Source organism: Ensifer sp. MJa1 (genome assembly GCF_037026475.1).
Lineage (GTDB): Bacteria > Pseudomonadota > Alphaproteobacteria > Rhizobiales > Rhizobiaceae > Ensifer.
This window is the reverse complement of record NZ_JAKUMO010000012.1, coordinates 103,742-126,642: the sequence shown is the minus strand read 5'-3', so window position 1 is coordinate 126,642 and position 22,901 is coordinate 103,742. Positions and strand designations below refer to the sequence as shown.

At 61.0% G+C, this 22,901-nt stretch carries 21 protein-coding genes, 1 pseudogene and 1 riboswitch; of the genes and pseudogenes, 11 read left to right on the top strand and 11 right to left on the bottom strand.

What is annotated here, in order from left to right:
- Positions 1-151: 151 nt before the first annotated feature.
- A pseudogene (locus MKZ91_RS17570) lies at positions 152-853 on the bottom strand (recombinase family protein).
- A gap of 758 nt (positions 854-1,611) precedes the next feature.
- Positions 1,612-3,231 (bottom strand): DUF6538 domain-containing protein, encoded by a 1,620-nt coding sequence (locus MKZ91_RS17565; RefSeq protein ID WP_336172401.1) that lies wholly within the window; start codon positions 3,229-3,231, stop codon positions 1,612-1,614.
- A 19-nt stretch (positions 3,232-3,250) separates the two neighbouring features.
- On the opposite strand from MKZ91_RS17565, the gene MKZ91_RS17560 reads away from it, so the two are divergent.
- The 5 genes from MKZ91_RS17560 (at position 3,251) to MKZ91_RS17540 (ending at position 10,372) form a co-directional block, all read left to right on the top strand.
- Positions 3,251-3,622 (top strand): hypothetical protein, encoded by a 372-nt coding sequence (locus MKZ91_RS17560; RefSeq protein WP_336172352.1) that lies wholly within the window; start codon positions 3,251-3,253, stop codon positions 3,620-3,622.
- Positions 3,623-4,012: 390 nt separating this feature from the next.
- Positions 4,013-4,684: a CBS domain-containing protein gene (locus tag MKZ91_RS17555; protein WP_336172351.1), complete on the top strand. Its 672-nt coding sequence runs from the start codon at positions 4,013-4,015 to the stop codon at positions 4,682-4,684.
- 69 nt (positions 4,685-4,753) lie between these two features.
- Complete coding sequence (locus tag MKZ91_RS17550; RefSeq protein WP_336172350.1) at positions 4,754-7,198, top strand: phosphoketolase family protein; 2,445 nt, start codon at positions 4,754-4,756, stop codon at positions 7,196-7,198.
- A gap of 131 nt (positions 7,199-7,329) precedes the next feature.
- A complete protein-coding gene (locus MKZ91_RS17545) occupies positions 7,330-8,649 on the top strand; it encodes a glucoamylase family protein (protein ID WP_336172349.1) in 1,320 nt (439 codons plus the stop codon).
- 40 nt (positions 8,650-8,689) lie between these two features.
- Complete coding sequence (locus tag MKZ91_RS17540) at positions 8,690-10,372, top strand: ABC transporter ATP-binding protein/permease (RefSeq protein WP_336172348.1); 1,683 nt, start codon at positions 8,690-8,692, stop codon at positions 10,370-10,372.
- A gap of 108 nt (positions 10,373-10,480) precedes the next feature.
- On the opposite strand, the gene MKZ91_RS17535 is transcribed toward MKZ91_RS17540, so the two are convergent.
- Together MKZ91_RS17535 and MKZ91_RS17530 are read right to left on the bottom strand one after the other, a co-directional pair.
- Complete coding sequence (locus MKZ91_RS17535) at positions 10,481-10,606, bottom strand: hypothetical protein (protein WP_336172347.1); 126 nt, start codon at positions 10,604-10,606, stop codon at positions 10,481-10,483.
- A gap of 211 nt (positions 10,607-10,817) precedes the next feature.
- Positions 10,818-11,060, bottom strand: a complete 243-nt coding sequence (locus tag MKZ91_RS17530; protein ID WP_336172346.1) for a hypothetical protein — start codon at positions 11,058-11,060, stop codon at positions 10,818-10,820.
- 218 nt (positions 11,061-11,278) lie between these two features.
- Between MKZ91_RS17530 and MKZ91_RS17525 the strand changes: the two genes are divergently transcribed.
- Both MKZ91_RS17525 and MKZ91_RS17520 read left to right on the top strand, forming a co-directional pair.
- Positions 11,279-12,196: a J domain-containing protein gene (locus MKZ91_RS17525; RefSeq protein WP_336172345.1), complete on the top strand. Its 918-nt coding sequence runs from the start codon at positions 11,279-11,281 to the stop codon at positions 12,194-12,196.
- Positions 12,193-12,507, top strand: coding sequence for a chaperone modulator CbpM (locus MKZ91_RS17520; RefSeq protein WP_336172344.1), 315 nt, complete (start codon positions 12,193-12,195; stop codon positions 12,505-12,507). The genes MKZ91_RS17525 and MKZ91_RS17520 overlap by 4 nt, the downstream gene beginning before the upstream one ends.
- Here MKZ91_RS17520 and MKZ91_RS17515 read toward each other — a convergent pair.
- Entirely contained in the window at positions 12,471-12,950 is a 480-nt protein-coding gene (locus tag MKZ91_RS17515) for a nuclear transport factor 2 family protein (RefSeq protein ID WP_336172343.1), read from the bottom strand. The two genes, MKZ91_RS17520 and MKZ91_RS17515, sit on opposite strands and share 37 nt — an antisense overlap.
- 208 nt (positions 12,951-13,158) lie before the next feature.
- Here MKZ91_RS17515 and MKZ91_RS17510 point away from each other — a divergent pair, with 208 nt between their 5' ends.
- A complete protein-coding gene (locus tag MKZ91_RS17510) occupies positions 13,159-13,518 on the top strand; it encodes a hypothetical protein (protein WP_336172342.1) in 360 nt (119 codons plus the stop codon).
- A 22-nt stretch (positions 13,519-13,540) separates the two neighbouring features.
- On the opposite strand, the gene MKZ91_RS17505 is transcribed toward MKZ91_RS17510, so the two are convergent.
- Entirely contained in the window at positions 13,541-14,527 is a 987-nt protein-coding gene (locus MKZ91_RS17505; RefSeq protein ID WP_336172341.1) for a copper chaperone PCu(A)C, read from the bottom strand.
- 96 nt (positions 14,528-14,623) lie between these two features.
- Positions 14,624-15,013, bottom strand: coding sequence for a hypothetical protein (locus tag MKZ91_RS17500; RefSeq protein ID WP_336172400.1), 390 nt, complete (start codon positions 15,011-15,013; stop codon positions 14,624-14,626).
- Between the two features lie 162 nt (positions 15,014-15,175).
- A riboswitch (glycine riboswitch) is annotated at positions 15,176-15,263 on the top strand.
- Positions 15,264-15,404: 141 nt separating this feature from the next.
- Between MKZ91_RS17500 and gcvT the strand changes: the two genes are divergently transcribed.
- The 3 genes from gcvT to gcvP are packed head-to-tail and all read left to right on the top strand — an operon-like array spanning position 15,405 to position 19,787.
- Positions 15,405-16,544, top strand: coding sequence for a glycine cleavage system aminomethyltransferase GcvT (gene gcvT / locus MKZ91_RS17495; RefSeq protein WP_336172340.1), 1,140 nt, complete (start codon positions 15,405-15,407; stop codon positions 16,542-16,544).
- Between the two features lie 16 nt (positions 16,545-16,560).
- Positions 16,561-16,923 carry a glycine cleavage system protein GcvH gene (gcvH, locus tag MKZ91_RS17490; RefSeq protein ID WP_336172339.1) on the top strand — a complete coding sequence of 121 codons (363 nt, stop codon included), beginning with the start codon at positions 16,561-16,563 and terminating at the stop codon, positions 16,921-16,923.
- On the top strand, positions 16,923-19,787 hold the full coding sequence (gene gcvP / locus MKZ91_RS17485; RefSeq protein WP_336172338.1) for an aminomethyl-transferring glycine dehydrogenase: 2,865 nt from the start codon (positions 16,923-16,925) through the stop codon (positions 19,785-19,787). Before gcvH ends, gcvP begins: the two co-directional genes overlap by 1 nt.
- Before the next feature lie 149 nt (positions 19,788-19,936).
- Here gcvP and MKZ91_RS17480 read toward each other — a convergent pair whose 3' ends face one another.
- The 4 genes from MKZ91_RS17480 to MKZ91_RS17465 form a co-directional block, all read right to left on the bottom strand.
- A complete protein-coding gene (locus MKZ91_RS17480; protein WP_336172337.1) occupies positions 19,937-20,365 on the bottom strand; it encodes a response regulator in 429 nt (142 codons plus the stop codon).
- Between the two features lie 11 nt (positions 20,366-20,376).
- Positions 20,377-21,882, bottom strand: a complete 1,506-nt coding sequence (locus MKZ91_RS17475; protein ID WP_336172336.1) for a sensor histidine kinase — start codon at positions 21,880-21,882, stop codon at positions 20,377-20,379.
- 93 nt (positions 21,883-21,975) lie between these two features.
- A complete protein-coding gene (gene sufA / locus MKZ91_RS17470) occupies positions 21,976-22,368 on the bottom strand; it encodes a Fe-S cluster assembly scaffold SufA (RefSeq protein ID WP_336172335.1) in 393 nt (130 codons plus the stop codon).
- A gap of 98 nt (positions 22,369-22,466) precedes the next feature.
- Positions 22,467-22,847 (bottom strand): SUF system Fe-S cluster assembly protein, encoded by a 381-nt coding sequence (locus MKZ91_RS17465; protein ID WP_065373631.1) that lies wholly within the window; start codon positions 22,845-22,847, stop codon positions 22,467-22,469.
- Positions 22,848-22,901 lie beyond the last annotated feature (54 nt).

Genomic DNA, 22,901 nt, shown 5'->3' with positions numbered 1-22,901 from the left:
GAAATGAAATCGCTCCTGTTGTCCCTATTCGACCCCGCTTCATGGCGCCGTAGCGGCCTTCTGAGCGCGTTCTGCGGTTTTGGCTGTGGTAGTGGCCGGGAGACTCTGTCGCCTCTGGAATGCCGCTACCGCAGCAGAATACGGCCATCCGCTATGACGACTGGGCTGAGGCCCGATCCAAGACCCTCGACACTTGCGTCGGCGTCCACTTGCCGCCTCTGGATGTCGGGATGCTCATGCTGTCCAGTGTCTCGGCTATGGCGCTCAGGGTCTGCCCCGCAGCCCTTAACGGGCCGACGATCTTCATGACCTTGGCCGCTTCGGCATCGGCCTTCTGCTGGATCGCCTCGTTGCGCTTCATCGTCTTGTCGCGGAGACCACCGATCCGCTTGGAGAAGGTTGGGTCTTTCTCTCGCTCGGTTTGGTGGCGCAGTTTCGCCGCCTTGAGCGCCGCCTTGGTCCGCTCCGAGATGAACGTCCGCTCCTGCTCGGCAAGGGCTGCATAGATATGAAGCTGGAACTTGTCCGCTTGAGGCATCTGGGCGACCCTGAGCTTCACCCGCTTGTCGTCCATCAGAGCGGCAATGAACGAGACCTTGCGGCTCAGGCGGTCCAGCTTGGCGACCAGCAGCTCGGCCCCGGTCTTGCGCACAAGGTCCAGCGCCTTGGTCAACTCAGGGCGTTCGTTATCCGCTCCCGACTACACGTCACGGAACTCGCCGATGATCTCGAAGGGGATGTCGGAGAACTTGTCGAGGAAGATGGCGATGTCCCGCTTCTGAGCTTCAAGCCCGTGGCCGCTGCGGCCTTGGTCTTCGGTGCTTACTCGGGTGTAGATGACATACTGCTTCATGGCCTGATCTCCTGTGTTGGAAGGGGCATGTCAGGGTGATTATCTAATGTCAACGTTCGTTGTGAATGTAAATTACAATGAAATCAGTAGACGCCGCAGGAGCCCCTTCGACATGTCGCGGGAGGATCATGCCACGCAACTGGGGCAAGGCACTGAGGAACCGAGGGGCCTCCTGTCGATGAGCCAGCGCCTCGCCCCGAGTTCGACGCCCGGGAGCCGAACACCCTCGAAACGCCCGGGCATCGTCGCCCGTGCAATAGATCGGGAGGGGGCCAGGGGGGAAACCTGCCTGAGCCGCTGATCTGATTGGGTGGCAGAGAAATTTCTACCGAATATTTCGAGTGAACGCGCAGAGCTAACCCGACATAGTTAGACGATGGGGGATTTGCGACATCAGAATGGAGAGGTAGGGTAAGCGTATGGGACGGACATGCGACTCCCACCGCTCTCCCCAGAGCTGGGCTTCCTGAAGAGCCTTCGTTGCGGGTCCGCTCCATCCTTCACAATGGCTTCACTTGAAGGCTCGGACATCCCCAGATGGTCCGGGTCTTCTTTTTGACACATGCATAGTCCGGGCGACTAACCCAATATGTGTAGGTGATGAGCGTTGAGAAGCTGGCTGCTTTAGCATATTCTAATGATGGGTGGACATGCGCCCTCCCGAGCCCCACATTCCCCGTCTGGGCCTCGATGCCGTCTGAAGACCCCCTGCGCATGTCCACCCCCTCCCAATTGATCATCAGTGAGGACCGGCTCGCTCAAGGTTGACGTTCGGTCAAATCTGGCAGCTTCACGGCCTCGACACACTGGCGGGCCTGTTCCAATGCCGGTCCAGCGGAATAGACGCCGAGAGTGATGCCATTGCGCTTATGCCCGATGACGGCGGCGATAATGTTCTCTGGCTGTCCCGCCTGTTCTGCTTTGGTCGCGAACCATCGGCGAAACGAATGGAAGTTAACGAGGCTCCGACGCTTCCCTTCCCTCTGATCGTCCACGCCAACGTCTCGTCGGTAGTCGGTGAACTGGTTCGATGTCTTGAATGAGCGCTCCCGCAGCGAGTCGAGTTTCTTCGGTCCGGGCCATTCGGGAAAGATGTCGTCCATGTCTTGTTTGCCTTCAGACCTCCGAGCAATGATCAATGCCAAATCAGGATGGATCGGGCAAAGGCGACGCCCCGGTTCCTTCTTCTGGGGCTTGAAGGTGAAGGTGTCGTTCTGGCAGTCTTTCACCTTGAGGCAAACAATGGCGTCCAGCCTTGCGCCGGTTAGCGCCCCAATTCGCATAACGTCATGCATGGCTTCGGTCGCTGGCCCCAAGAGCAACTTCCGCATCTCCCCGTCAGTGAACGGGCGTTCCCTCTCGTCCGTCGTCTGTAGCGGCATCTTAAATCTACGGCCTCGCCATATGTTGGCGTCGACCTCATGTCGTCCTTCCAGCCAGCCCCAGTATACGGAGAGGCGACCAATGTACTTGTTCAGCGTTGCAGGGTGCGACTTGCCAACGAGGCCGGGAAGATCGTCACAAAACCGGACAGCCTCCCGTTTCGAGATGGCCTGAAGGTACGGGGGCACACCATTCGCCTCGCACCAGTCCTTCAGATACTTGAGGGCCCGTTTGTCGTCGGCGGCTGTTCGGGCCTTCACCTGAGACGCCGACATGTATTTCGAATGGTGGAAATCGATCGGCGTCCTCTTTCCCTTCGCCACGGCGAGAAACTCCATAGCAAGCGTGTCGCGCTCAGTCTCGTAGACGGGGTGGCCATGGTCCCCAGTCTCTACAGGATCGCCAGCCAGAGCCTCGGCATAGTCCTCAATCGCATCATCGACACGCTCGCGCTGATCGGTGCCGAACGCAACCAGTCGCTGTAAGGAGAGTCGCCGCGCTTCCTCCATGGCTTTCACTCTGGCGTTGGCGAAGGCAGCCTCTTTCGACATGTCGGGCCGCTGAGCCTGTAGGATAACCGCCTTTAGTTCCGCCACAACTTCCCATTTCAGCCGGTTGGCTGCGCTGAGGCTATCGGTCCCCAGAGGCCGCTTGAGTTTCGTCCCGAGTTTCCCTTGCAGCTTCCTCGGTACGTTCATGACGACGCGCCATTTGCTGCCATGAGCTTCGAGATACTTGGTGTCGGCTGATGATGGCGCTGGCATGAAACCTCTGTGAGTACCCAAAAAAGTACCCAGACTTAGTCCCAATGGCCATTGAAATTCAACAACAATTTGAAACAAAACGAAAAAAGAGGTGGAAAGGTTGCCCTCCCTTCGGCTCCACCATTGTCTGGAAAAATTTACCAACAAATTCAGCTGTTTGCCGTCGCAATGTGAAAAGTGAGTACCCAAACAAGAACCCGTAATGAGTACCAGTTGTGGGCTGGGCATCATCACACTTTGGAGATCCCCAATGACAACCACCGAGGACGAAGCAACCTATAGCTCTTTGGATGTTCCAACAGTAAGAGACCTGCCGCCTGTCGAAATCGAGCGCGTCGAAGACTCTGGTGCCTTCCGCGCCGCTGGGTCTGTGGTGATCAGGGCGCGTTGGAATATGCGTGTAGAAATCGGCTTCGCCGGGGTCACCAGAGACAGCATCGTCATGGCGAGCATCACAGAGCTGTTCCCTAATCCTGATGGGAGCGGCATCAATCTCCCCGGAATCGGCGCCGCCCACATGTACATCCGAGCGGTTGCGCCACAGAAGGATAAGGTATTCGTGAGCGGATATATTGACTGGGACAGAGACCTGACTGTCCGGATCAGTCTGTTTGTCGCCTGACCCTATGACATCACTGCCATCAGTCGTCTGCGTCCTGCATCGCCTTCCCGGCGAGCGCCGGCCCGAAGCAGACCTACGGCATTGGTACGGCACAACCGTTTCGAGCGAAAGACTGACTGCGGCCACAGCTCAGGGGGGCTCGCCCCTGTCGAAGTATGTCACCGCAAACATGTCCGAGCCATGCCAGGTCTGGGGCGACTTTCAAATGGATGGTCCGGTCGGGAGCTGATATCACAATTTTAGGTGGGGAATGACCGCTGCAAGATAGTCGCCGCCCTTTATCGTTCCTTGCCGAATCGCTACCGGTCAACCGGTTGCCGAACAGCTTCGATAGGTTTACTTTACGCCCGCTGATGACGGTACCAAAGTCCTCTCGGGAGTTGGGTCGACATGCGCGTCAAAGATGTAATGACGACAAAGCTCGTCAGGCTCTCGCCTGACAACAGCGTCAGACAGGCAGCCCAGATCATGTTTGACAATCACGTTAGCGGCCTTCCGGTCGTTGACGACGAAGGTCGTCTCGTTGGGCTGATCAGCGAGGGCGACCTGATCCGGCGGACCGAACTTGGTGGCGGTGGGCCTCTGGCGGATTCGTCGCTTGCGGCTGACGACAAAGCCCACGCCTATATACGCCGATCCTCCTGGAGAGTGGGCGACGCCATGACAGCCGATCCCGTTACCATCGACGAGGATGCACCGCTGGCGCGCGTCGCAGCCTTGATGCAGGAACGCGGCATCAAGCGCCTCCCCGTCCTCAGGAACGGCGCACTGGTTGGTATCGTTAGCCGCGCCGATCTGTTGCAGGCGATCCTGGCCGCAAGGCTGGATGAGACCGCGGCCGGTGATGACGCGATCCGGCGTAGCATCCTTGTGCGCCTTGAAGAGAACACCGGCCTTGAGGGATTGGATGTGAAGGTCGCGGTGACGGATGGCATCGTGCATCTCTGGGGCAATGTGGAGACCGACGATTGCCGCCGCGCCGCGCGGATACTCGCCGAAGGCGTTCGTGGTGTGCGGGGCGTGGTCGAACACTATTCAGAACCCTATCCACAAGAGCGCTAACCTACCCCACTGCCTTCGAAATCGCGCAACTGCTGAGGAAAGCAACGCCCCAAAAGACGGGAGGAACACATGGTTTCGCTTGAAACGGCATCCGGCAAGTCGCAATCCTCCGCCCCACTGTCGCCCGAAGAGCTCCGGCTATTGGACGGCTACTGGCGGGCCTCCAACTATCTCTCGGTCGGCCAGATCTATCTGCTCGACAATCCGCTGTTGCGCGAACCGCTGAAGCGCGAACACATCAAGCCACGCCTGCTCGGTCACTGGGGCACCTCCCCTGGCCTCAACATGCTCTATGTCCACCTCAACCGGGTGATCAAGCGCGACGATCTCAACATGGTCTATGTGATCGGCCCGGGGCACGGCGGCCCGTCGCTGGTGGCGCATGCCTATCTCGAAGGCACCTACAGCGAAGTCTACCCGAATATCGCCGAAGACGCCGAGGGAATGCAGAAGCTCTTCAAGCAGTTCAGCTTCCCCGGCGGCATTCCGAGCCATGTGGCTCCAGAGACGCCCGGAAGCTTCCATGAAGGCGGCGAACTGGGCTATGCGCTGAGCCACGCCTATGGCGCGGCCTTCGACAATCCCGATCTGATCGTCGCCTGCGTGGTCGGCGATGGCGAGGCCGAGACCGGACCGCTTGCGACCGGCTGGCAGAGCAACAAGTTCCTCAATCCGGCCCGTGACGGCTGCGTGCTGCCGATCCTGCACTTGAACGGCTACAAGATCGCCAATCCCTGCTTCCTCGCGCGCATCCCGCATGACGAGTTGCAGAAGTTCTTCGAGGGCATGGGCTACAAGCCTTATTTCGTAGAGGGCCACGACCCGGCAAGCGTTCACCAGCAACTGGCCGGCGTCCTTGATACGGCGATGGCCGAGATCCGGACGATCTGGGACGACGCCCGCGTCAAAGGCAATCTGAAACGGCCGGCCTGGCCGATGATCGTCTTCCGCACGCCGAAGGGCTGGACGTGCCCGAAGGAGATCGACGGCAAGAAATGCGAGGACTACTGGCGCGCGCACCAGGTGCCGATGGGCGAGATGGACAAGCCCGAGCACATCCGCATTCTCGAGCAATGGATGAAGAGCTACCGGCCGGACGAACTGTTCGGCGAGAACGGCAGGCTGAAACCGGAGCTGGCCGCATTGGCTCCGTCGGGACACCGGCGCATGAGCGACAACCCGCATGCCAATGGCGGGTTGCTCTTGCGCGACCTGAAGATGCCGGCCTACCGCGACTATGCCGTCGAGGTTTCTCGCCCGGGAGCAATCACGGTGGAAGCGGCGCGGGTCATGGGCAAGTTCCTGCGCGACGTGATGAAACTCAACCTGGACGCCAAGAATTTCCGCCTGTTCAGCCCGGATGAAAACAACTCCAACCGCTGGCAGGACGTGCTCGAGGTCACCAATCGTTGCTATATGGCCGAGATCTATCCGGAGGACGATCACCTCTCACCGGATGGCCGGATCATGGAGGTGTTGAGCGAGCATCAGTGCCAAGGCTGGCTCGAGGGTTATCTTTTGACCGGCCGTCATGGCTTCTTCTCCTGCTACGAAGCCTTCATCCACATCATAGACTCCATGTTCAACCAGCATGCCAAGTGGCTGAAGGTCTGCAACGAGATCCCCTGGCGCCGGCCGATCGGGTCGCTGAACTACTTCCTGAGCTCACATGTCTGGCGCCAGGACCACAACGGCTTCAGCCACCAGGATCCGGGCTTCATCGATCACGTGGTCAACAAGAAGGCAGAAGTCGTCCGCGTCTATCTGCCGCCGGATGCCAACACGCTGCTTTCGGTGACCGACCATTGCCTGCGCAGCCGCAACTACGTCAACGTCGTGGTCGCCGGCAAGCAGCCAGGGCCGCAATGGCTGACGATGGAGCAGGCCGTGCGCCATTGCAGCATGGGTGTCAGCATCTGGGACTGGGCGAGCAATGACGCCAACAGCGAACCGGACGTGGTCATGGCCTGCTGCGGTGACGTGCCGACGCTGGAAACACTGGCTGCCGTGCAGTTGCTGCGCGAGCACCTGCCCGAGGTCAAGGTCAGGGTCGTCAACGTCGTCAACCTGATGAAGTTGCAGCCGGCGGAAGAGCATCCGCACGGGCTATCCGACAGGGATTTCGATGGCATCTTCACGCGCGACAAGCCGATCATCTTCGCCTTCCACGGCTATCCCTGGCTGATCCATCGCCTGACCTATCGGCGCACCAATCACGACAACCTGCATGTGCGCGGCTACAAGGAGGAAGGCACGACCACGACGCCGTTCGACATGGTGGTGCTCAACGAGCTCGATCGCTTTCATCTCGCCGGCGACGTGATCGATCGTCTGCCCCAACTCGGGGCTCGGGCGGCCTATTTCAAGCAGGCGATACAGGCCAAGCTGATCGAACATCGGGAGTACATCGAGAAGCACGGCGACGACATGCCCTCGATCAGTGGATGGAAATGGGGCGTTCAAGGCGCGCAGCAAGCGAAAGCAGGCACCTCGACGGAAGGCGACAATGTCTAGCTGCATCCGTGTCCGCTTGGAGCTGAACGTCTTACCATGACTGCCCGAACGGGCGGTGAGCCGTTCCAGCGGGAGCGGCTCGGCCGCCTGCGATGAATGAAGCTCTCTTTAACATCCGCGGTTGCCTGGCCATGTCGGAATTGCCGTCGACAGATCCCGAAATGAAACGGATGCCGACCGAGCAGGATCTCGCTCGGCTCCAGTTCACGACGCTGCTCTACTATCTCCACTGCACCAACCCCGATAACGGGCTGGTGCGCGACAAGACGCTGGACGACGCGCCTTCGAGCATTGCTGCGATCGGCATGTCTCTTGCGACAATCCCGGTACTGGTCGAGCGCGGCATCATCATCCGCAAGTTTGCCGCCAAGATCGCGCGCCGGCGCCTGAAATTTCTGTTCGAATGCCCCCAGGGACCTGAGCCGGATGCCTCCGGCTACAAGGGCTTCTTCTATCATTTCCTCGACATTGAAACCGGCCAGCGCGTCTGGGAATGCGAGTTGTCGACGATCGATTCGGCATTTCTGTTTGCCGGCGCGCTGACAGTTGCCGCTTACTTTGACGAGCAAAATGCCGAGGAAGCAGAAATTCGCCAGCTCGCAAATGCGCTCTATGGGCGCGCGGACTGGAACTGGGCCTGCAATCACGAGCTGACGCTGAGCCATGGCTGGCGGCCGGAAAGCGGCTTCATCCCGTACCGCTGGCGTGGCTACGACGAAGGCCTGCTTCTCTATATCCTCGGCCTTGGCTCTCCCACCCATCCGCTGCCGCCCGAATCCTACCGCGCCTACACGGAAAGTTACGACTGGCGGAACATCTACGGCCGCGAACTGCTCTATTCGGGACCGCTCTTCACCCACCAGCTCTCGCACATGTGGATCGACTTTCGCGGCATCCGTGACGACTTCATGCGCGAGCACGACAGCGACTATTTCCTCAACAGTCGCCATGCGACCTATGTCCAGCAGGAATATGCGATCCGTAATCCGTTGAACTTCAAGGGCTATGGCGCAAATTGCTGGGGTTTTACCGCAAGTGACGGTCCCGGCTGGATCAAGCGCAATGTTGACGGCACCGACAGAGAGTTCTTCGACTATATCGCGCGCGGTGCGCCATTCGGCCCAGACGATGGCACAGTGTCGCCCTGGGTGGTCGTCGGATCCCTGCCCTTCGCGCCTGAGATCGTCATCCCGACCATCTGGAATTGTGCCCAGATGGGCCTAGGCATGACCCGTCTCTACGGCTTCAAGCCATCCTTCAACCAGACCTTTGCGGTGGACGGCAGCGATACCGGTTGGTGGGTCAGTCCCTATCATTTCGGCATCGATCAGGGTCCGGTGGTGCTGATGGTCGAAAACTATCGCACCGGCCTGCTCTGGAACATCATGCGCCGATCCGAGCCCATCGTTACCGGGCTTCGCCGGGCCGGGTTTTCAGGCGGTTGGCTATGAAGCGAAATGAAGGTCATTCGAACCGTATCAGGCGGTCGCTATGGAACAGCAGCAAACTCCGCTCAGGGATACGGCGGCGCGCTTCCTGCGCACCGTCAGGATATTTGCCAGTTCCGAGGTCGGGCTAAGGGCGAAGCTTCCGTTTGGCGGCCTGATCGCGCTCTTGTGCGGGCTGAGTGCTCTCAACGTCGTCAATAACTATGTCGGCCGAAACTTCATGACTGCGATTGCGGAACGCCAGATGGGCGAATTCGTCCGTCAGGCGATCTATTACGTCGCTGTTTTCGCCACCCTCACCGTTGTTGGTGTCTATGCGCGGTTTGTCGAGGAACGTTTGGCGCTGCTTTGGCGCGAGTTCCTGACCAGGCGGATCGTCGATCTCTATCTGGAGGATGAGACGTACTACCGCCTCGACGTAACCGGGAAGCTGACGCATCCCGATCAGCGCATCTCCGAGGATGTGCGTGCATTCACGGTCACAACGCTCTCCTTTGTCATCATGCTGTTTAGCAGCACGCTGACAGTCGTGAGCTTTTCCGGCGTGCTTTGGTCGATAAGTCCGCTGCTTTTTGGCGTTGCCGTTCTCTATGCGGCGTGTGGCTCGTACATGACGTTCGTTCTGGGGCGACCGCTGATCACCTTGAACTATGACCGTCTCGACCGGGAAGCAACCTTCCGCTCCGGCCTTATCCATGTTCGCGAAAATGCCGAATCCATCATGCTCGCGAACGCAGAAGGATGGCAGCGGCAGCGACTGCACCACAAGCTGGACGAGTTGATCACCAACATCCGGGCGATTATCAGCGTCAATCGCAATCTCGGCTTCTTTACGGGTGGCTACAACTGGATGATCCAGCTCGTCCCGGATCTGATCATCGCACCCGCCTTCATTCGGGGAGAAATCGAGTTTGGCGTCGTGACCCAGTCCGGCGCCGCCTTTGCGATGCTGGTGGGGGCTTTCTCGCTGATCGTCCGTCAGTTTAATTCGATCTCGAACTTCGCAGCGGTGGTCTCGCGGTTGAGTTCATTGCATGAGGAAGTCGCAAGGTCGCATGCAAGGGAAACGCAAATTGAACTCGTCGAGCGCGACGGCCCTGTGACATTTGTGGGCCTGACGCTTCTTTCGCCGACACAAGATGAGCCGGCGCTCTTGAATGATCTTTCGGTTTCGATTCCGGTGTCGACGCGAGTGCTGGTTACCGGATCGCGCCCGGCAACCGGCCTCGCCCTGTTCAGGGCAATGGCCCACATTCCAACGCCGGGCGCGGGCCGCATCGAGTACCCGGCAGGCACTCTGTTCTTGCCGCAGCGGCCCTACCTGCCAGAAGGTGTTCTTCGACAGTTGCTTGTCGACCCGGACCATGAGGGCGAGATTTCCGATGCTGCGATGCTCGCCCTGTTGCAGGAGCTCGGCCTTGGTCGGCTGCTGAGCCACGAAGGCGCGCTCGACGTGGAACGCGACTGGGAAAGGGAGCTGTCGCTACGGGAGCAGCAGCTCCTCGCCCTCGCCTGCATTCTCCTCATGTCGCCGCGGTTCGTCATCCTGGATCGCGCCGAAATGACGCTCGGACCGGAGATGTTGGACAAGGTCATGCGTCTGCTGTTCGATCAATCGATCGGCTGCATTCATATCGGTCGGGCCGAGGGCCGGCTCGACGTTTACGAGGCGATCATCGAATATGACGACGACGGTCGATGGAGATGGTCGGCGAGCCATTCTTGATGGACGGCGCGCCTTTGAGCGCGGCGTCGATGCGCACGTTGGAGGAAAGCCTGTTTGCGCCACGGCTTTCCATCTCAATGATGCCTGCGTCCGCGCAGAACCGCGTTCTCACCTTGGCGCGACGATGCCCTGATAGTAGTCGCCATCGCCACCGACATAGCGCGGACCGCCACCACCGGTCTGCGAGCAAGCGGCCAGCGTCGTGAGCGTAAGAAGCAATACGATCGTTCTCATGAAGGCGGTCCCTTTCTGGCCTGCATGTCGGCTATGTCCTTGAGACTCGTAAGAATCTGCGGTGGAGTCTGCCCGAAAACAAGTAGCGAAATGGTGGTATAGTAAATTGCTTGATCGTTGAAGATGCAATTTTAGTTGGTCGCGTCATGCGGCGAACCGCCGCCGCCAGGACAATCGCCGGTCAGCCGAATTCACCGACAGCGCGTCCCACTCAGGTCGACGGATTCTTTTCCGAAAGTTCGCGTTCCCGCCAGTATCTCAGCCGCAGGCGCGGCGCCATGAACCAGGCAACGAACGGCGTGATACAAAAGCAGATCGCGACCAGGGCCGGGATGGAGTACTTGGCATTGTCGGCGAGGAATGGGACCGATAGCACCGTTACGATGCCGATTCCGAACAGAATGGCGTTGATCATCAGGCCGACCATGATCGCGAGTTGCAGGTGGACGGACATTTCGACCTCCCGAAGCGTCGAGGCGGTACACGAGCCCCGAGCGATTGTTTCCGGAACAGATTGTACCAGAGCCGCCGTTTTCGCGAAATGGTGGAGCACGCCCCCTGTCGCTGTGGCAAATCTGCCCTATGCTCCTAGGCGAGCGATTGGAAGCAAATCGCCGATGGCCGATGGCTGCGATGAGGTTCTGTCGATCGCTCCGGCCTGAAGGAGACCGCATGACGAGCCCATACGAAACGCTTGGCGTCAGCCGCGATGCGACACAGAAAGAGATCCAGAGCGCCTATCGCAAGCTCGCCAAGAAGCTGCACCCGGATCTCAATCCGGGAGACAAGGGCGCGGAGGACCGCTTCAAGGCGGTCTCTGCCGCCTATGCGCTGTTGGGCGACGAGGAGAAGCGCGGCAAGTACGATCGTGGCGAGATTGACGAGACGGGTGCCGAGACCCCGCCCCGACACTACTATCGAGACTATGCTGCCGGCGGCGACGCCGCGGGGCGCTACGAAAACACGCACGGATTTTCCGACTTTGCCGAGGCCGATGATATCTTCTCCAGCTTCTTCTCGCGTCGTGGTGGTGGCCAGCAACGCCAGCGCGGTCGTGACGCGCATTTTTCGATGGAGATCGGGTTCCTCGAGGCCGCGAACGGCGCCAAGAGACAGATCAGCCTGCCAGGTGGCGGCCCGGCGCTCGATCTTACCATTCCGCCCGGGACGCGCGACGGCCAGACGCTGAGACTGCGCGGCAAGGGCGAGCCGGGCTTCAACGGCGCACCGGCCGGTGACGCCTTGATCGATATCCGGGTTCAGCCACATGCGCTTTTCGTGCCTGACGGTGACGACGTGCGCTATGACGTGCCCATTTCGCTGAGCGAGGCGGTGCTCGGCGGCAAGATCCGGGTTCCGACGATCGACGGTGCCGTCAATGTCACGATCCCGCCGCACTCCAACACCGGCAAGACGTTACGACTGAAGGGCAAGGGGCTGCACAAGTCGGGCGGCGGCCATGGCGACGCCTATGTCACCTTGAAGATCGTGCTTTCGCCGAACGCCGATCCAGCACTCTCGGCCTTCGTCGAAGGCTGGACCGCCGGCAAAGCCGAAGACCCGCGCAAAGACCTGGGAGGGAACGCATGAACGACCGCGAATTCTGCGAACACCTCGAGATCGAGGTCAAAGTCCTGCGCATCTGGGTCGAGCAACGTTGGCTCGTGCCCCGAGAAGCGGAAGCAGGCTGGGCCTTCGAAGAGGCAGACATCGCCCGAGCTCGCCTGATCCTGGATCTGACCGGACCGATGGGCGTCAACGACGACGGCGTCGACGTCGCCATGCGGCTGCTCGACCAGATCCACGGTCTGCGCGGCCGGCTTGCGGCGCTGATGAATGCCATTCGCTCACAGGAACCGGAGGTTCAGAGGCTCATCCTGTCGAGGGTCGAGGGAGAATAGTCGGCCGTTTCGTCGCGATGGTCGCCCTGTTCGCCTAACAGGCCGATCGTCTCGGCGACGAACAACGTATCCACGAATTCCGTGAAATCGATAATTCGACCGTTCCGGAAGGTGAACTTGTCGATGAATTCGGTTTCGGCTTCGGTGTCAGATGGAATGAAACGGATCGTTCCGGATCGGTGAGTGACGATGGTCTCGCCATCGACATAGGTCCCGATTGTCTTCATCCCGCTGAGGTCCCAACTGTCCATCAGATCCAGGAACGTGCTGCGTACGCTTTCGGGTGTGTTCACCGCCATGGCGATCGCCCCGAGCCGGCCGCTCGCGGCGATGCGGAAACTGAATTCTGGATCGAGTTGGGCCATGATGGTATCAATGTCATTGGCAATGCGGGCACGATAGAGGGCCTGCACAGCGCGTTTCAGTTCGCTTGATCTAGGCATGGGGAGCCTCCCGTCCTTCTATTTGAGCGAGTGTGCTCGCACTTTAGGGATATCGCAAGTATAGACGAAACGCGTCCGTTGATTTGCTCGCGGAAGTCGGTTTGCGGCGATCCCGACGATTTTCATAAAATGCGACCGCACGTTTTCACCCGCCTTCAAGTGAAACTGAGCGAAAAGAAAGGATTGGCAACGAGAAGGTGTGCAGGACGTGACACAGGTCGTCACCGTATCCGCGACGACGGCGGCTTATGCAGCAGAAGCGCTGAAGCCGTCGGCGCGCGTGCGTGGCGACGGTCCGACCGATGAGGCCATCACGTTGCTGTCGACCAAGCGCACCGAACAACCGGCCCTGACGCCGGTGTCTATCCCGAAGACGAAGGGTGCCCTGCCCCTGTCTTTCATGCTGACGACTGCGGATGGACGGCTGCCGGAACGCTCTGAGGCGGAAGCCTTGCGTCGCTATCTGGAGTTCATGCGCGACGAAGACGACGACGGCTCCGAGAAGCAAGAAGACGAAGGCCGGCAGGATGAACCGGTCGGCCAGGAGGATGAAAGCGACGCCGCCTGAGGCAGCGTCGCAATCTCACTGATCAATGATGCTTCTGGCCTGCGGCGGCCTCGCCGCCCTTGGCCGAGCCGACCGGGAACGTCGCGTCGACCTTGCCGGCCTTTTCAAAGGTAAGCGTGACGGGAACGGCATCGCCTTCCTTGAAGGGCGCCTTTACGTCCATGAACATCAGGTGCAGGCCACCGGCCTTGAGCTCGACCGTTTTGCCGGCCGGCAGGGCAATGCCGTCGTCGAGCTTGCGCATTTTCATGACGTCGTTTTCCATCTTCATTTCATGAATTTCGACGCGTGCAGCCGCGGGGCTCTCGACAGCGACGAGCCGATCTTCAGCGGCGCCGCCATTCTTGATCGTCAGGAAGCCGCCGCCGACCTTGGCGCCCGGCAGCATCGCCTTGACCGAACCGCCGGAGATATCGAGATCGCCGAGCTTCGCAGCACCTTCCACTGCGGCCCCGTTTCCACCATGACCGGCATGAGGATTAGCAGCATCGGCCATGGTTACCGTCACGGTCGGTGCCGGGCTCTTCAGGTCATGCGCATTCTGGCCCTCGGCGGCAACCTGGTCCCAGACGACCTTGCCGTCGGTTCCACAAAGCTGTGTGGTCGGGAAGGCAAGCACGGTCTCCTTGTCGAAGCCCGAGAGTTTGCCGCGAACGACGAAGGTGTCGTAGTAGTCGTCGGAGAGGTTGCCGCCCTTCCAACGGATTTCCACCGGACCGGACGAGACCTTCTTGCCATGATTGTCGTAAGTCTTCTGGTAATCGCCCTTGATCACCTCGAGCTCCCAGCCGGGCTTCGGCTGTGGCTTGGCGAAGACGAAGCCTTCCGGCAGCTTGACCTGCACTTCGGTGGTCGGTTTGCCATCGCAGCCATGCGGAACCTGCAACACCGCCTTGAAGGTGGTTTCCACCGGCGCCGTGTCTTTCTCGAAGGTGGCGTGGGCGTGGGCGATTCCGCTTGCTGCAAGGGTGAGGCCGAGCGAAAGCGAAGCGATTCTGGTCTTGGTCATGTCGTAATCTCCTGACCACGCGCGGGCCTTTGCCCGGTTTCCGGTGGTCCAGGCCGCTTGAAGGCGGCGAATTGCAATGGGAATGCGAGAGGAGGATTACGAGCGCGCCGGCGGCCCGCGCGAAGGCGGCAGCAGGCGCAGATGCTGATTGGGCGTGGCGCTGTAAGCGAAAACCGGCGAAAGCTGCCACTCGCCCACATCGGCGCGAACGCTCTCGGTCGGTGGATGCGGCAGGAGGACCGAGCCCGACAGCCGGCAGGCTTCGCAGACCGGGGCCATGGGCTGGCCCTTTCCGCTTTGGTGGTCGACTCCGTCCATGCCGAAGCAGATTTCGGCGATCGAACCGTCAGGCAGCTGATAGGCGGCGATCTCGGCCGACGCCAGCGTCTGGGCGGCGAGCGGCTTGTGGGCAAAGGTCAGAAAAACGAGCGCGAATACGGCGATCAGCCGTACTGCTATCCCGAATTTGCCTTCGCGCCCTATCATGGTCATCCCCGGTATTTCACTTGGGTTATCCTCAACCGGAGAAGAATGCAAAGGCAGAATTGCCGCACCCGCCGTGGCTGCGTCTTTTGGTCATGCGACAAAAATGTGTTTCAGCGCGACACCGCCCTCTTGCCAAGCTCCCGCCTTCGCCGTTATCTGGAGGCGATCTTGTTGGGAGAAGCCGGTTCAGTCCGGTGCCGAAGGAGCAACCGCCCCGGAAACTCTCAGGCCAAAGGACCAGCAAGGTGCCGGTAGGACTCTGGAGAGAAGCGCTTTTGCGCTCGCCGAAGGGATAACAATCTCAGGCAAAGGGACAGAGGGGGCTCGAATCGACGGCGATTGACGCCGGAAGTGTGAGCCGGCGCGGGAGCGCCAGACCTGGAGGCCGGATTTGGAAGACAATCCTCACTTGAAACATACGCCGCTGCATGCGCTGCACCTTTCCCTCGGCGCCCGCATGGTGCCCTTTGCCGGTTACGACATGCCGGTGCAGTACCCCGATGGCGTGATGAAGGAACACCAGCACACCCGTGTTGCCGCCGGCCTCTTCGATGTCTCGCACATGGGCCAGGTCATCGTCCGGCCGAAGTCCGGCAAGATCGAGGACGCAGCACTTGCGTTGGAAAAACTGGTGCCGGTCGACGTGCTCGGCCTTGGCGAGGGTCGGCAGCGCTATGCGATCTTCACCAATGCCGAAGGCGGCATCCTCGACGATCTGATGATTGCCAACCGTGGTGATCATCTGTTCCTCGTCGTCAACGCGGCCTGCAAGGATGCGGATTTCGAGCATCTGAAAAAGGGGCTTGCCGACACCTGTGAAGTCACCATGCTTGACGACCGCGCGCTGATCGCGCTGCAAGGGCCGCATGCCGAAGCCGTGCTTGGCGAATTGTGGGCCGATGTCTCGGCCATGCGCTTCATGGACGTCGCTGAAGCCGATCTGCATGATGTCGCCTGCATCATTTCCCGCTCCGGCTACACCGGCGAAGACGGTTTCGAAATCTCCATTCCCGTGGCATCCGCAGTGGATGTCACCCAGCGGTTGCTCGAACATCCCGATGTCAAGCCGATCGGTCTCGGCGCCCGCGATTCGCTGCGTCTGGAAGCCGGCCTTTGTCTCTATGGCAACGATATCGACACCACGACCACGCCGGTCGAGGGGGCCATCGAATGGGCGATGCAGAAGGCGCGCCGCGCCGGCGGCGCCCGCGAGGGCGGCTTCCCCGGCGCCGATCGCATCCTCGCTCAGCTTGCCGACGGCGCCTCGCGTCGCCGCGTTGGGTTGAAGCCTGAAGGACGCGCGCCGGTTCGCGGCGGCGCCAACCTCTTTGCCGATGCCGAAGGCAAGACGCCGGTCGGTCAGGTGACCTCGGGCGGCTTCGGCCCATCGGTCGATGGCCCGGTCGCCATGGGCTATGTCGATGCCGGTCATACGGAAATCGGCAACACGCTTTTTGCGGAAGTGCGCGGCAAGTATCTGCCGGTGGCGGTCGCTGCCCTTCCCTTCGTCAAACAAACCTACAAACGCTGATCAGGAGAGAGCGATAATGTTGAAGTTCACTGAGGAACACGAGTGGCTGAAGATCGAAGCTGGTGTCGCGACCGTCGGCATCACCGAGCACGCCGCCGGCCAGCTTGGCGACCTCGTCTTCGTTGAACTGCCGGAAACCGGCTCGACGTTTGCCAAGGGCGACACCGCCTCCACCGTCGAATCCGTCAAGGCAGCTTCCGACGTCTATTGTCCACTTGACGGCGAAATCGTCGAAGTGAACCAGGCGATCGTTGACGATCCGTCGCTGGTCAACAGCGACCCGCAGGGCGCTGCCTGGTTCTTCAAGCTGAAGCTTGCCAACCCGAGCGACGCCGACGCCCTTCTCGAAGAAGCAGCCTACAAGGAGCTCGTCGCCTGATGAGCATGCCCAAGGATTTCACCTTTACCGACTACAAGCCGTATGACTTCGCCAACCGGCGTCATATCGGCCCGTCGCCTGCCGAAATGGACGAGATGCTGAAAGTCGTCGGCTATCCGACGCTCGACGCTCTCATCGACGACACCGTTCCGCCGTCGATTCGCCAGAAGACGCCGCTTGCCTGGGGCGCGCCGATGACCGAGCGCGAAGCGCTGGACAAGATGCGCGAGACGGCCAACCGCAACCAGAAGCTCGTCTCGCTGATCGGCCAGGGCTATTACGGCACCATCACGCCGCCGGTGATCCAGCGCAACATCCTGGAAAACCCCGCCTGGTACACGGCCTATACGCCCTACCAGCCGGAAATCAGCCAGGGTCGTCTCGAAGCGCTGCTCAACTACCAGACGATGGTTTGCGACCTGACGGGTCTCGACGTTGCCAACGCCTCGCTGCTCGACGAAGCGACCGCTGCCGCCGAAGCCATGGCCATGGCCGAGCGCGTCTCGAAGTCCAAGGCCAAGGCCTTCTTCGTCGACGAGAACTGCCACCCGCAGACGATCGCACTTCTAAAGACGCGCGCCGAGCCACTCGGCTGGCAGATCGTCATCGGCAATCCCTTCACCGATCTCGATCCGGTCGACGTCTTCGGCGCGATCTTCCAGTATCCGGGCACCTACGGCCACGTGCATGATTTCACCGGCCTGATCGCCCGCCTGCACCAGACCGGCGCGATCGCCACGGTCGCTGCCGATCCGCTGGCGCTGGCGCTCTTGAAGTCGCCTGGCGAAATGGGCGCCGACATCGCCATCGGCTGCACCCAGCGCTTCGGCGTTCCGGTCGGCTATGGCGGTCCGCACGCGGCCTACATGGCGGTCAAGGATGCGCACAAGCGCTCGATGCCCGGCCGTCTCGTCGGCGTCTCGGTCGATGCGCGCGGCAACCGCGCCTATCGCCTGTCGCTGCAGACCCGCGAACAGCACATCCGCCGCGAAAAGGCGACGTCGAACATCTGCACCGCGCAGGTGCTGCTCGCCGTCATGGCCTCGATGTACGCGGTCTTCCATGGACCGAAGGGCATCAAGGCGATCGCCCAGAGCGTTCACCAGAAGACCGTGCGCCTTGCCATGGGCCTAGAAAAGCTCGGCTACACCGTCGAGCCAGACGTGTTCTTCGACACCATCACGGTTGAAGTCGGCAAGCTGCAGGGCATCATCCTCAAGACTGCGGTCGCCGAGGAAGTGAACCTGCGCAAGATCGGCGAGACCAAGATCGGCATCAGCCTCGACGAGCGTTCGCGTCCCGTCACGCTCGAAGCCGTCTGGCGCGCCTTCGGCGGCGATTTCAAGGTGGAAGAGTTCGAGCCGGGCTACCGCCTGCCGCAGCAACTGCTGCGCACCAGCGAGTACCTGACGCACCCGATCTTCCACATGAATCGCGCCGAAAGCGAGATGACGCGCTACATCCGTCGCCTGTCGGACCGCGACCTTGCGCTCGACCGGGCGATGATCCCGCTCGGCTCGTGCACGATGAAGCTCAACGCGACGGCGGAAATGCTGCCGATCACCTGGCCGGAATTTTCGGAAATTCATCCGTTTGTTCCGAAGGACCAGGCGGCTGGCTACCAGCACATGATCGAGAATCTGTCGGAGAAGCTCTGCGCCGTCACCGGCTATGACGCGATCTCGATGCAGCCGAACTCAGGCGCACAAGGTGAATATGCCGGTCTCCTCACGATCCGCGCCTATCACCTGGCGCGAGGCGACGCCCATCGTGACGTCTGCCTGATCCCGACCTCGGCACACGGCACCAACCCGGCGTCCGCCCAGATGGCCGGCATGAAGGTCGTGGTCATCAAGGTCAGCGATAACGGCGACATCGACATGGATGATTTCCGTGCGAAGGCCGAGCAGTATGCAGAAAACCTCTCCTGCTGCATGATCACCTATCCGTCGACCCACGGCGTGTTCGAAGAGAACGTGCGTGAAGTCTGCGAGATCGTGCACAAGCATGGTGGCCAGGTCTACATGGATGGCGCCAACATGAACGCCATGGTCGGCTTGGCCCGCCCCGGCGATATCGGCTCCGACGTCAGCCACCTGAACCTGCACAAGACCTTCTGCATTCCGCATGGCGGCGGCGGTCCGGGCATGGGCCCGATCGGCGTCAAGGCGCATCTGGCGCCTTACCTTCCCGGCCACCCGGAAACGGACGGCCAGGACGGTGCTGTGTCGGCGGCTCCCTTCGGTTCAGCGTCGATCCTGCCGATCTCCTGGAGCTACTGCCTGATGATGGGTGGCGAAGGCCTGACCCAGGCGACGAAGGTGGCAATCCTCAACGCCAACTACATCGCTGCACGGCTGAAGGGCGCCTACGAGGTGCTCTACAAGTCGTCGAAGGGTCGTGTTGCGCATGAGTGCATCATCGACACCCGCCCGCTGGTCGAAAGCGCCGGCGTCACCGTTGACGACGTTGCCAAGCGCCTGATCGACTGCGGTTTCCACGCTCCGACCATGAGCTGGCCGGTGGCCGGCACGCTGATGATCGAGCCGACCGAATCGGAGACCAAGGCCGAAATCGACCGTTTCTGCGATGCGATGCTGGCGATCCGCGAGGAGGCCCGCGCCATCGAAGAAGGCCGGATGGACAAGACCAACAACCCGCTGAAGAACGCTCCGCACACGGTCGAAGACCTGGTCGGCGATTGGGATCGTCCCTATTCGCGCGAACAGGCCTGCTTCCCGCCGGGCGCCTTCCGCGTCGACAAGTACTGGTCGCCGGTCAACCGCGTCGACAACGTCTTCGGTGACCGCAACCTCGTCTGCACCTGCCCGCCGCTCGAAAGCTACGCGGAAGCGGCAGAGTAACAGCGAACAGCCGGCGGAGCGTCTTGTCGCTCCGCCGGCCACCTCCGGCGCTTGCCAAGCGCCAAGGGACACGCGCGATCACGCGCCGGCGCCATCTCGATCCTGGAATTACAGAGAGTGACCGGGACGCTTCAACGCGTCGACCGTGCCTATCGGCGTGTGGTCATGCCTGGCGGCAGGATGGTGCTGTCGATCCAGAAGCGGATGAAGGCATCGGCAAAGCTTCGGTAGCCGGCAACCGAAGCGGGTTTGGCGACATAGGCGTTGGCGCCGGCGGTGTAGCAATGGAGCACGTCGGCCGGGTTGCTGGAGGACGTCAGGACGATCACGGGTGTAACGGTCGTCGCCTGGCTGCGGCGAATGCGGCGCAGCAACTCGATGCCGTCGCTGCCGGGCAGATTGATATCGAGAAGCACATAGTCAAAATGGCCGTGGTTAAGTTGGGCGATCGCTTCGTCTGCATCCGTTGCCAGCACGATATCGATCGTCTCATCCACCTGTGCGAAGGCACGCATGACGAAGCGCGCATCGTGCGCGTCATCCTCGACCAGCAGCAGTCGCTTTGGCGCCGTTGCCACGTTGTGTCGCCCTAACTCGCCTTCCGTAGCCGCCTCGGAAGGAGCACGATGAACCGTGCGCCTTCACGGAAGGTGGTGTCAAGGCGGATCGAGCCGCCATGGCTCTCGGCGATGCGTTTGGCGAGTGCCAGGCCGATCCCCGTGCCACCATAGACGGTCTCGTCCTTGTGCAAGCGCTGGAACACTTCGAAGATGCGCGTGGCAAAGCGGGGGTCGATGCCGATGCCGTTGTCCTCGACCACCAGTTCGACGATCTGGTCCGCAAGCCCACCATGGATGAGGATTTTCGGCTTGCGATCCGGGTGGCGATACTTGATCGCATTGCCGACCAGGTTCTGCACCAGTCGACGCAAAAGCTCGGGGTCGCCCTGAAGTTCCGGCAACGGGCCAATCTCGAAGGTCGCCCCCGCTTCCTGCGCGTCACCGGCAAGGATCGACAGGGTCTCCGAGACGATGTCGTCCAGCCGCACATCCGTCCAGTCGCTGACCCTATGGGCAATCTGTGCATAGTCGAGCAGGCTGTCTATGACCCGGTTCATGCGCCGGACGCTGTCGCGCAGATGGCGTGCATTGTCGATGAGCTCGGCCTGATTGCCCTCGGCCAGATCGTCCTCGATCATCTCGGAAAACATCGAGATGTGCCGGAGCGGAGCCTTGAGGTCGTGGGATACCGTCGCGGTGAACTGGTCGAGTGCCTCGTTCTTGTGCTCGAGTTCCTGCCGCTGGCGCTCGAGAGCCAGCTCGGCGCGCTTCAGGTCGGTGACATCGACGCGCAAGACGACGGTGTTGCCGTCCTTCGTCCTGATGTTCTCGACCCTCAGCCAACGATCGTCGCCATAGCGGAAGATCTTCGCGTGGCCGTCGGGGTAGCGGAAATCGCGCAGGCGCGTGGCGATCCACTCGTCCCCCTCGCGCGTACCCGGCAAGGCATCGGGATAGTGGCCGCCCTGCCGTGCGAGAAGCATGATCTCCTCGGCGGTAATTCCCGGCTTCAGCGCAGTGCTGGCCGGGCCGCAGATGGTCCTATAAGCACCGTTGTAAACCAGCAGCCTTTCGTTGCGGTCGAAGATGGCAAAGCCCTCGGGCATGGCTTCGAGCGCTGCGTCCAGCATTTCCGACGCCTTCTGCCGCGCGCTCACGGCTTCTGCGAGATCGGACACGTCGCGAATGATGCCGATGAGCGCCAGTTCCTCGCCGGTGTCGTCAATCAGCGGCGTTGTGCGCAGGTGGCCGGAGAACGTCGAGCGATCGCGCCGGACATAGAGATAGGTCGATGTCTGGGCGGCGGTTTCGTCCACACGTGCGGCGCGATTGCGCAGGCGTCGCTCGTATTCGGCATCGTTTGCATAGATCAGCCGCACCGACCGGTCGAGGAACTCCTCGGCCGTGTAACCGAACTGGCGAAGGGCGGCATTGTTTGCAGAGCGGATGACCCGTTCGGCATCGATGATAATCACGGGATCGGGGAAATTCTCATAGAGCGCCTTGAAGACGAGATCCTCGTTGAAGGCTGCCATTACCATCCCCCCGTTCCACGCCCACACATCACAGCAGAAAAAAGGCCCGGCGGAAACCCGGGTCTGGCTATCCATTTGGCGGGATGGGGAAACTTAGTTGGCGCGCACCACGGCATCGCCACGGGCGGCAAGCGCTGCGAGGTCGGCAGGCTTCAGTTCGACCGATTCGCCGCAGCCGCAGGCCGACGTCTGGTTCGGGTTGTGGAACGTGAAACCGGAGCGCAGCGTCGTGACTTCGAAGTCCATCTGCGTGCCGAGCAGGTAAAGCACGGCCTCAGGCGCAACCCAGACCCTGGCATCCTGATGCTCGATCAGGTCGTCCTTGGCATTGGGCACGGTCACCAGGTCGATGGCATACTCCATGCCGGCGCAACCGCCCTTCTTGATGCTGACGCGAATGCCCTTGGCATCGCCGCCGGCGTTCTCGACGATCGAACGGACGCGGCCGGCAGCGGCATCGGTCAGGCTCATCACGGCAAAGCCCATGGGCTCATTCTCCTTGTCGTCACCGGGGTAAAGGCCCGGCGCCTTACAGAATCAAATGTAGTATCCGCGTGTTAACGGATCAATATGGACGCGCCCGGTCAGTACCAGCCGACGGCGACCTGCGCCTCTTCCGACATGCGGTCAGGCGTCCACGGCGGATCGAAGGTCATGGAAACCTCGACGCCCGAGACACCTTCGACGGCGCCGACGGCGTTCTCGACCCAACCGGGCATCTCGCCGGCAACCGGGCAACCCGGCGCTGTCAGTGTCATGTCGATCTTGACCATGCGGTCGTCTTCGATGTCGATCTTGTAGATCAGCCCGAGTTCGAAGATGTCGGCCGGGATTTCCGGGTCGTAGACGGTCTTCAGCGCGGCGATGATGTCGTCGCTGAGGCGTGCCAGTTCCTCGGCCGGGATTGCCGAATGCACGATGCCTTCGCGGACATCGACCTTTTCTTCCGTAGCATCAAGGCTCATCTCGGCCTCCTGGACTTTCTATTATGGTTCAGGTTCATGCGAGAACCATTTGAA

What these genes read in the sequence shown, in the direction of transcription:
- MKZ91_RS17565 (WP_336172401.1), bottom strand. Translation starts at nt 3,231, where the DNA reads ATGATGCCCAGCCCACAACTGGTACTCATTACGGGTTCTTGTTTGGGT.
- MKZ91_RS17560 (WP_336172352.1), top strand. Translation starts at nt 3,251, where the DNA reads ATGACAACCACCGAGGACGAAGCAACCTATAGCTCTTTGGATGTTCCA.
- MKZ91_RS17555 (WP_336172351.1), top strand. Translation starts at nt 4,013, where the DNA reads ATGCGCGTCAAAGATGTAATGACGACAAAGCTCGTCAGGCTCTCGCCT.
- MKZ91_RS17550 (WP_336172350.1), top strand. Translation starts at nt 4,754, where the DNA reads ATGGTTTCGCTTGAAACGGCATCCGGCAAGTCGCAATCCTCCGCCCCA.
- MKZ91_RS17545 (WP_336172349.1), top strand. Translation starts at nt 7,330, where the DNA reads ATGTCGGAATTGCCGTCGACAGATCCCGAAATGAAACGGATGCCGACC.
- MKZ91_RS17540 (WP_336172348.1), top strand. Translation starts at nt 8,690, where the DNA reads ATGGAACAGCAGCAAACTCCGCTCAGGGATACGGCGGCGCGCTTCCTG.
- MKZ91_RS17535 (WP_336172347.1), bottom strand. Translation starts at nt 10,606, where the DNA reads ATGAGAACGATCGTATTGCTTCTTACGCTCACGACGCTGGCCGCTTGC.
- MKZ91_RS17530 (WP_336172346.1), bottom strand. Translation starts at nt 11,060, where the DNA reads ATGTCCGTCCACCTGCAACTCGCGATCATGGTCGGCCTGATGATCAAC.
- MKZ91_RS17525 (WP_336172345.1), top strand. Translation starts at nt 11,279, where the DNA reads ATGACGAGCCCATACGAAACGCTTGGCGTCAGCCGCGATGCGACACAG.
- MKZ91_RS17520 (WP_336172344.1), top strand. Translation starts at nt 12,193, where the DNA reads ATGAACGACCGCGAATTCTGCGAACACCTCGAGATCGAGGTCAAAGTC.
- MKZ91_RS17515 (WP_336172343.1), bottom strand. Translation starts at nt 12,950, where the DNA reads ATGCCTAGATCAAGCGAACTGAAACGCGCTGTGCAGGCCCTCTATCGT.
- MKZ91_RS17505 (WP_336172341.1), bottom strand. Translation starts at nt 14,527, where the DNA reads ATGACCAAGACCAGAATCGCTTCGCTTTCGCTCGGCCTCACCCTTGCA.
- MKZ91_RS17500 (WP_336172400.1), bottom strand. Translation starts at nt 15,013, where the DNA reads ATGATAGGGCGCGAAGGCAAATTCGGGATAGCAGTACGGCTGATCGCC.
- gcvH (WP_336172339.1), top strand. Translation starts at nt 16,561, where the DNA reads ATGTTGAAGTTCACTGAGGAACACGAGTGGCTGAAGATCGAAGCTGGT.
- gcvP (WP_336172338.1), top strand. Translation starts at nt 16,923, where the DNA reads ATGAGCATGCCCAAGGATTTCACCTTTACCGACTACAAGCCGTATGAC.
- MKZ91_RS17475 (WP_336172336.1), bottom strand. Translation starts at nt 21,882, where the DNA reads ATGGCAGCCTTCAACGAGGATCTCGTCTTCAAGGCGCTCTATGAGAAT.
- sufA (WP_336172335.1), bottom strand. Translation starts at nt 22,368, where the DNA reads ATGGGCTTTGCCGTGATGAGCCTGACCGATGCCGCTGCCGGCCGCGTC.
- MKZ91_RS17465 (WP_065373631.1), bottom strand. Translation starts at nt 22,847, where the DNA reads ATGAGCCTTGATGCTACGGAAGAAAAGGTCGATGTCCGCGAAGGCATC.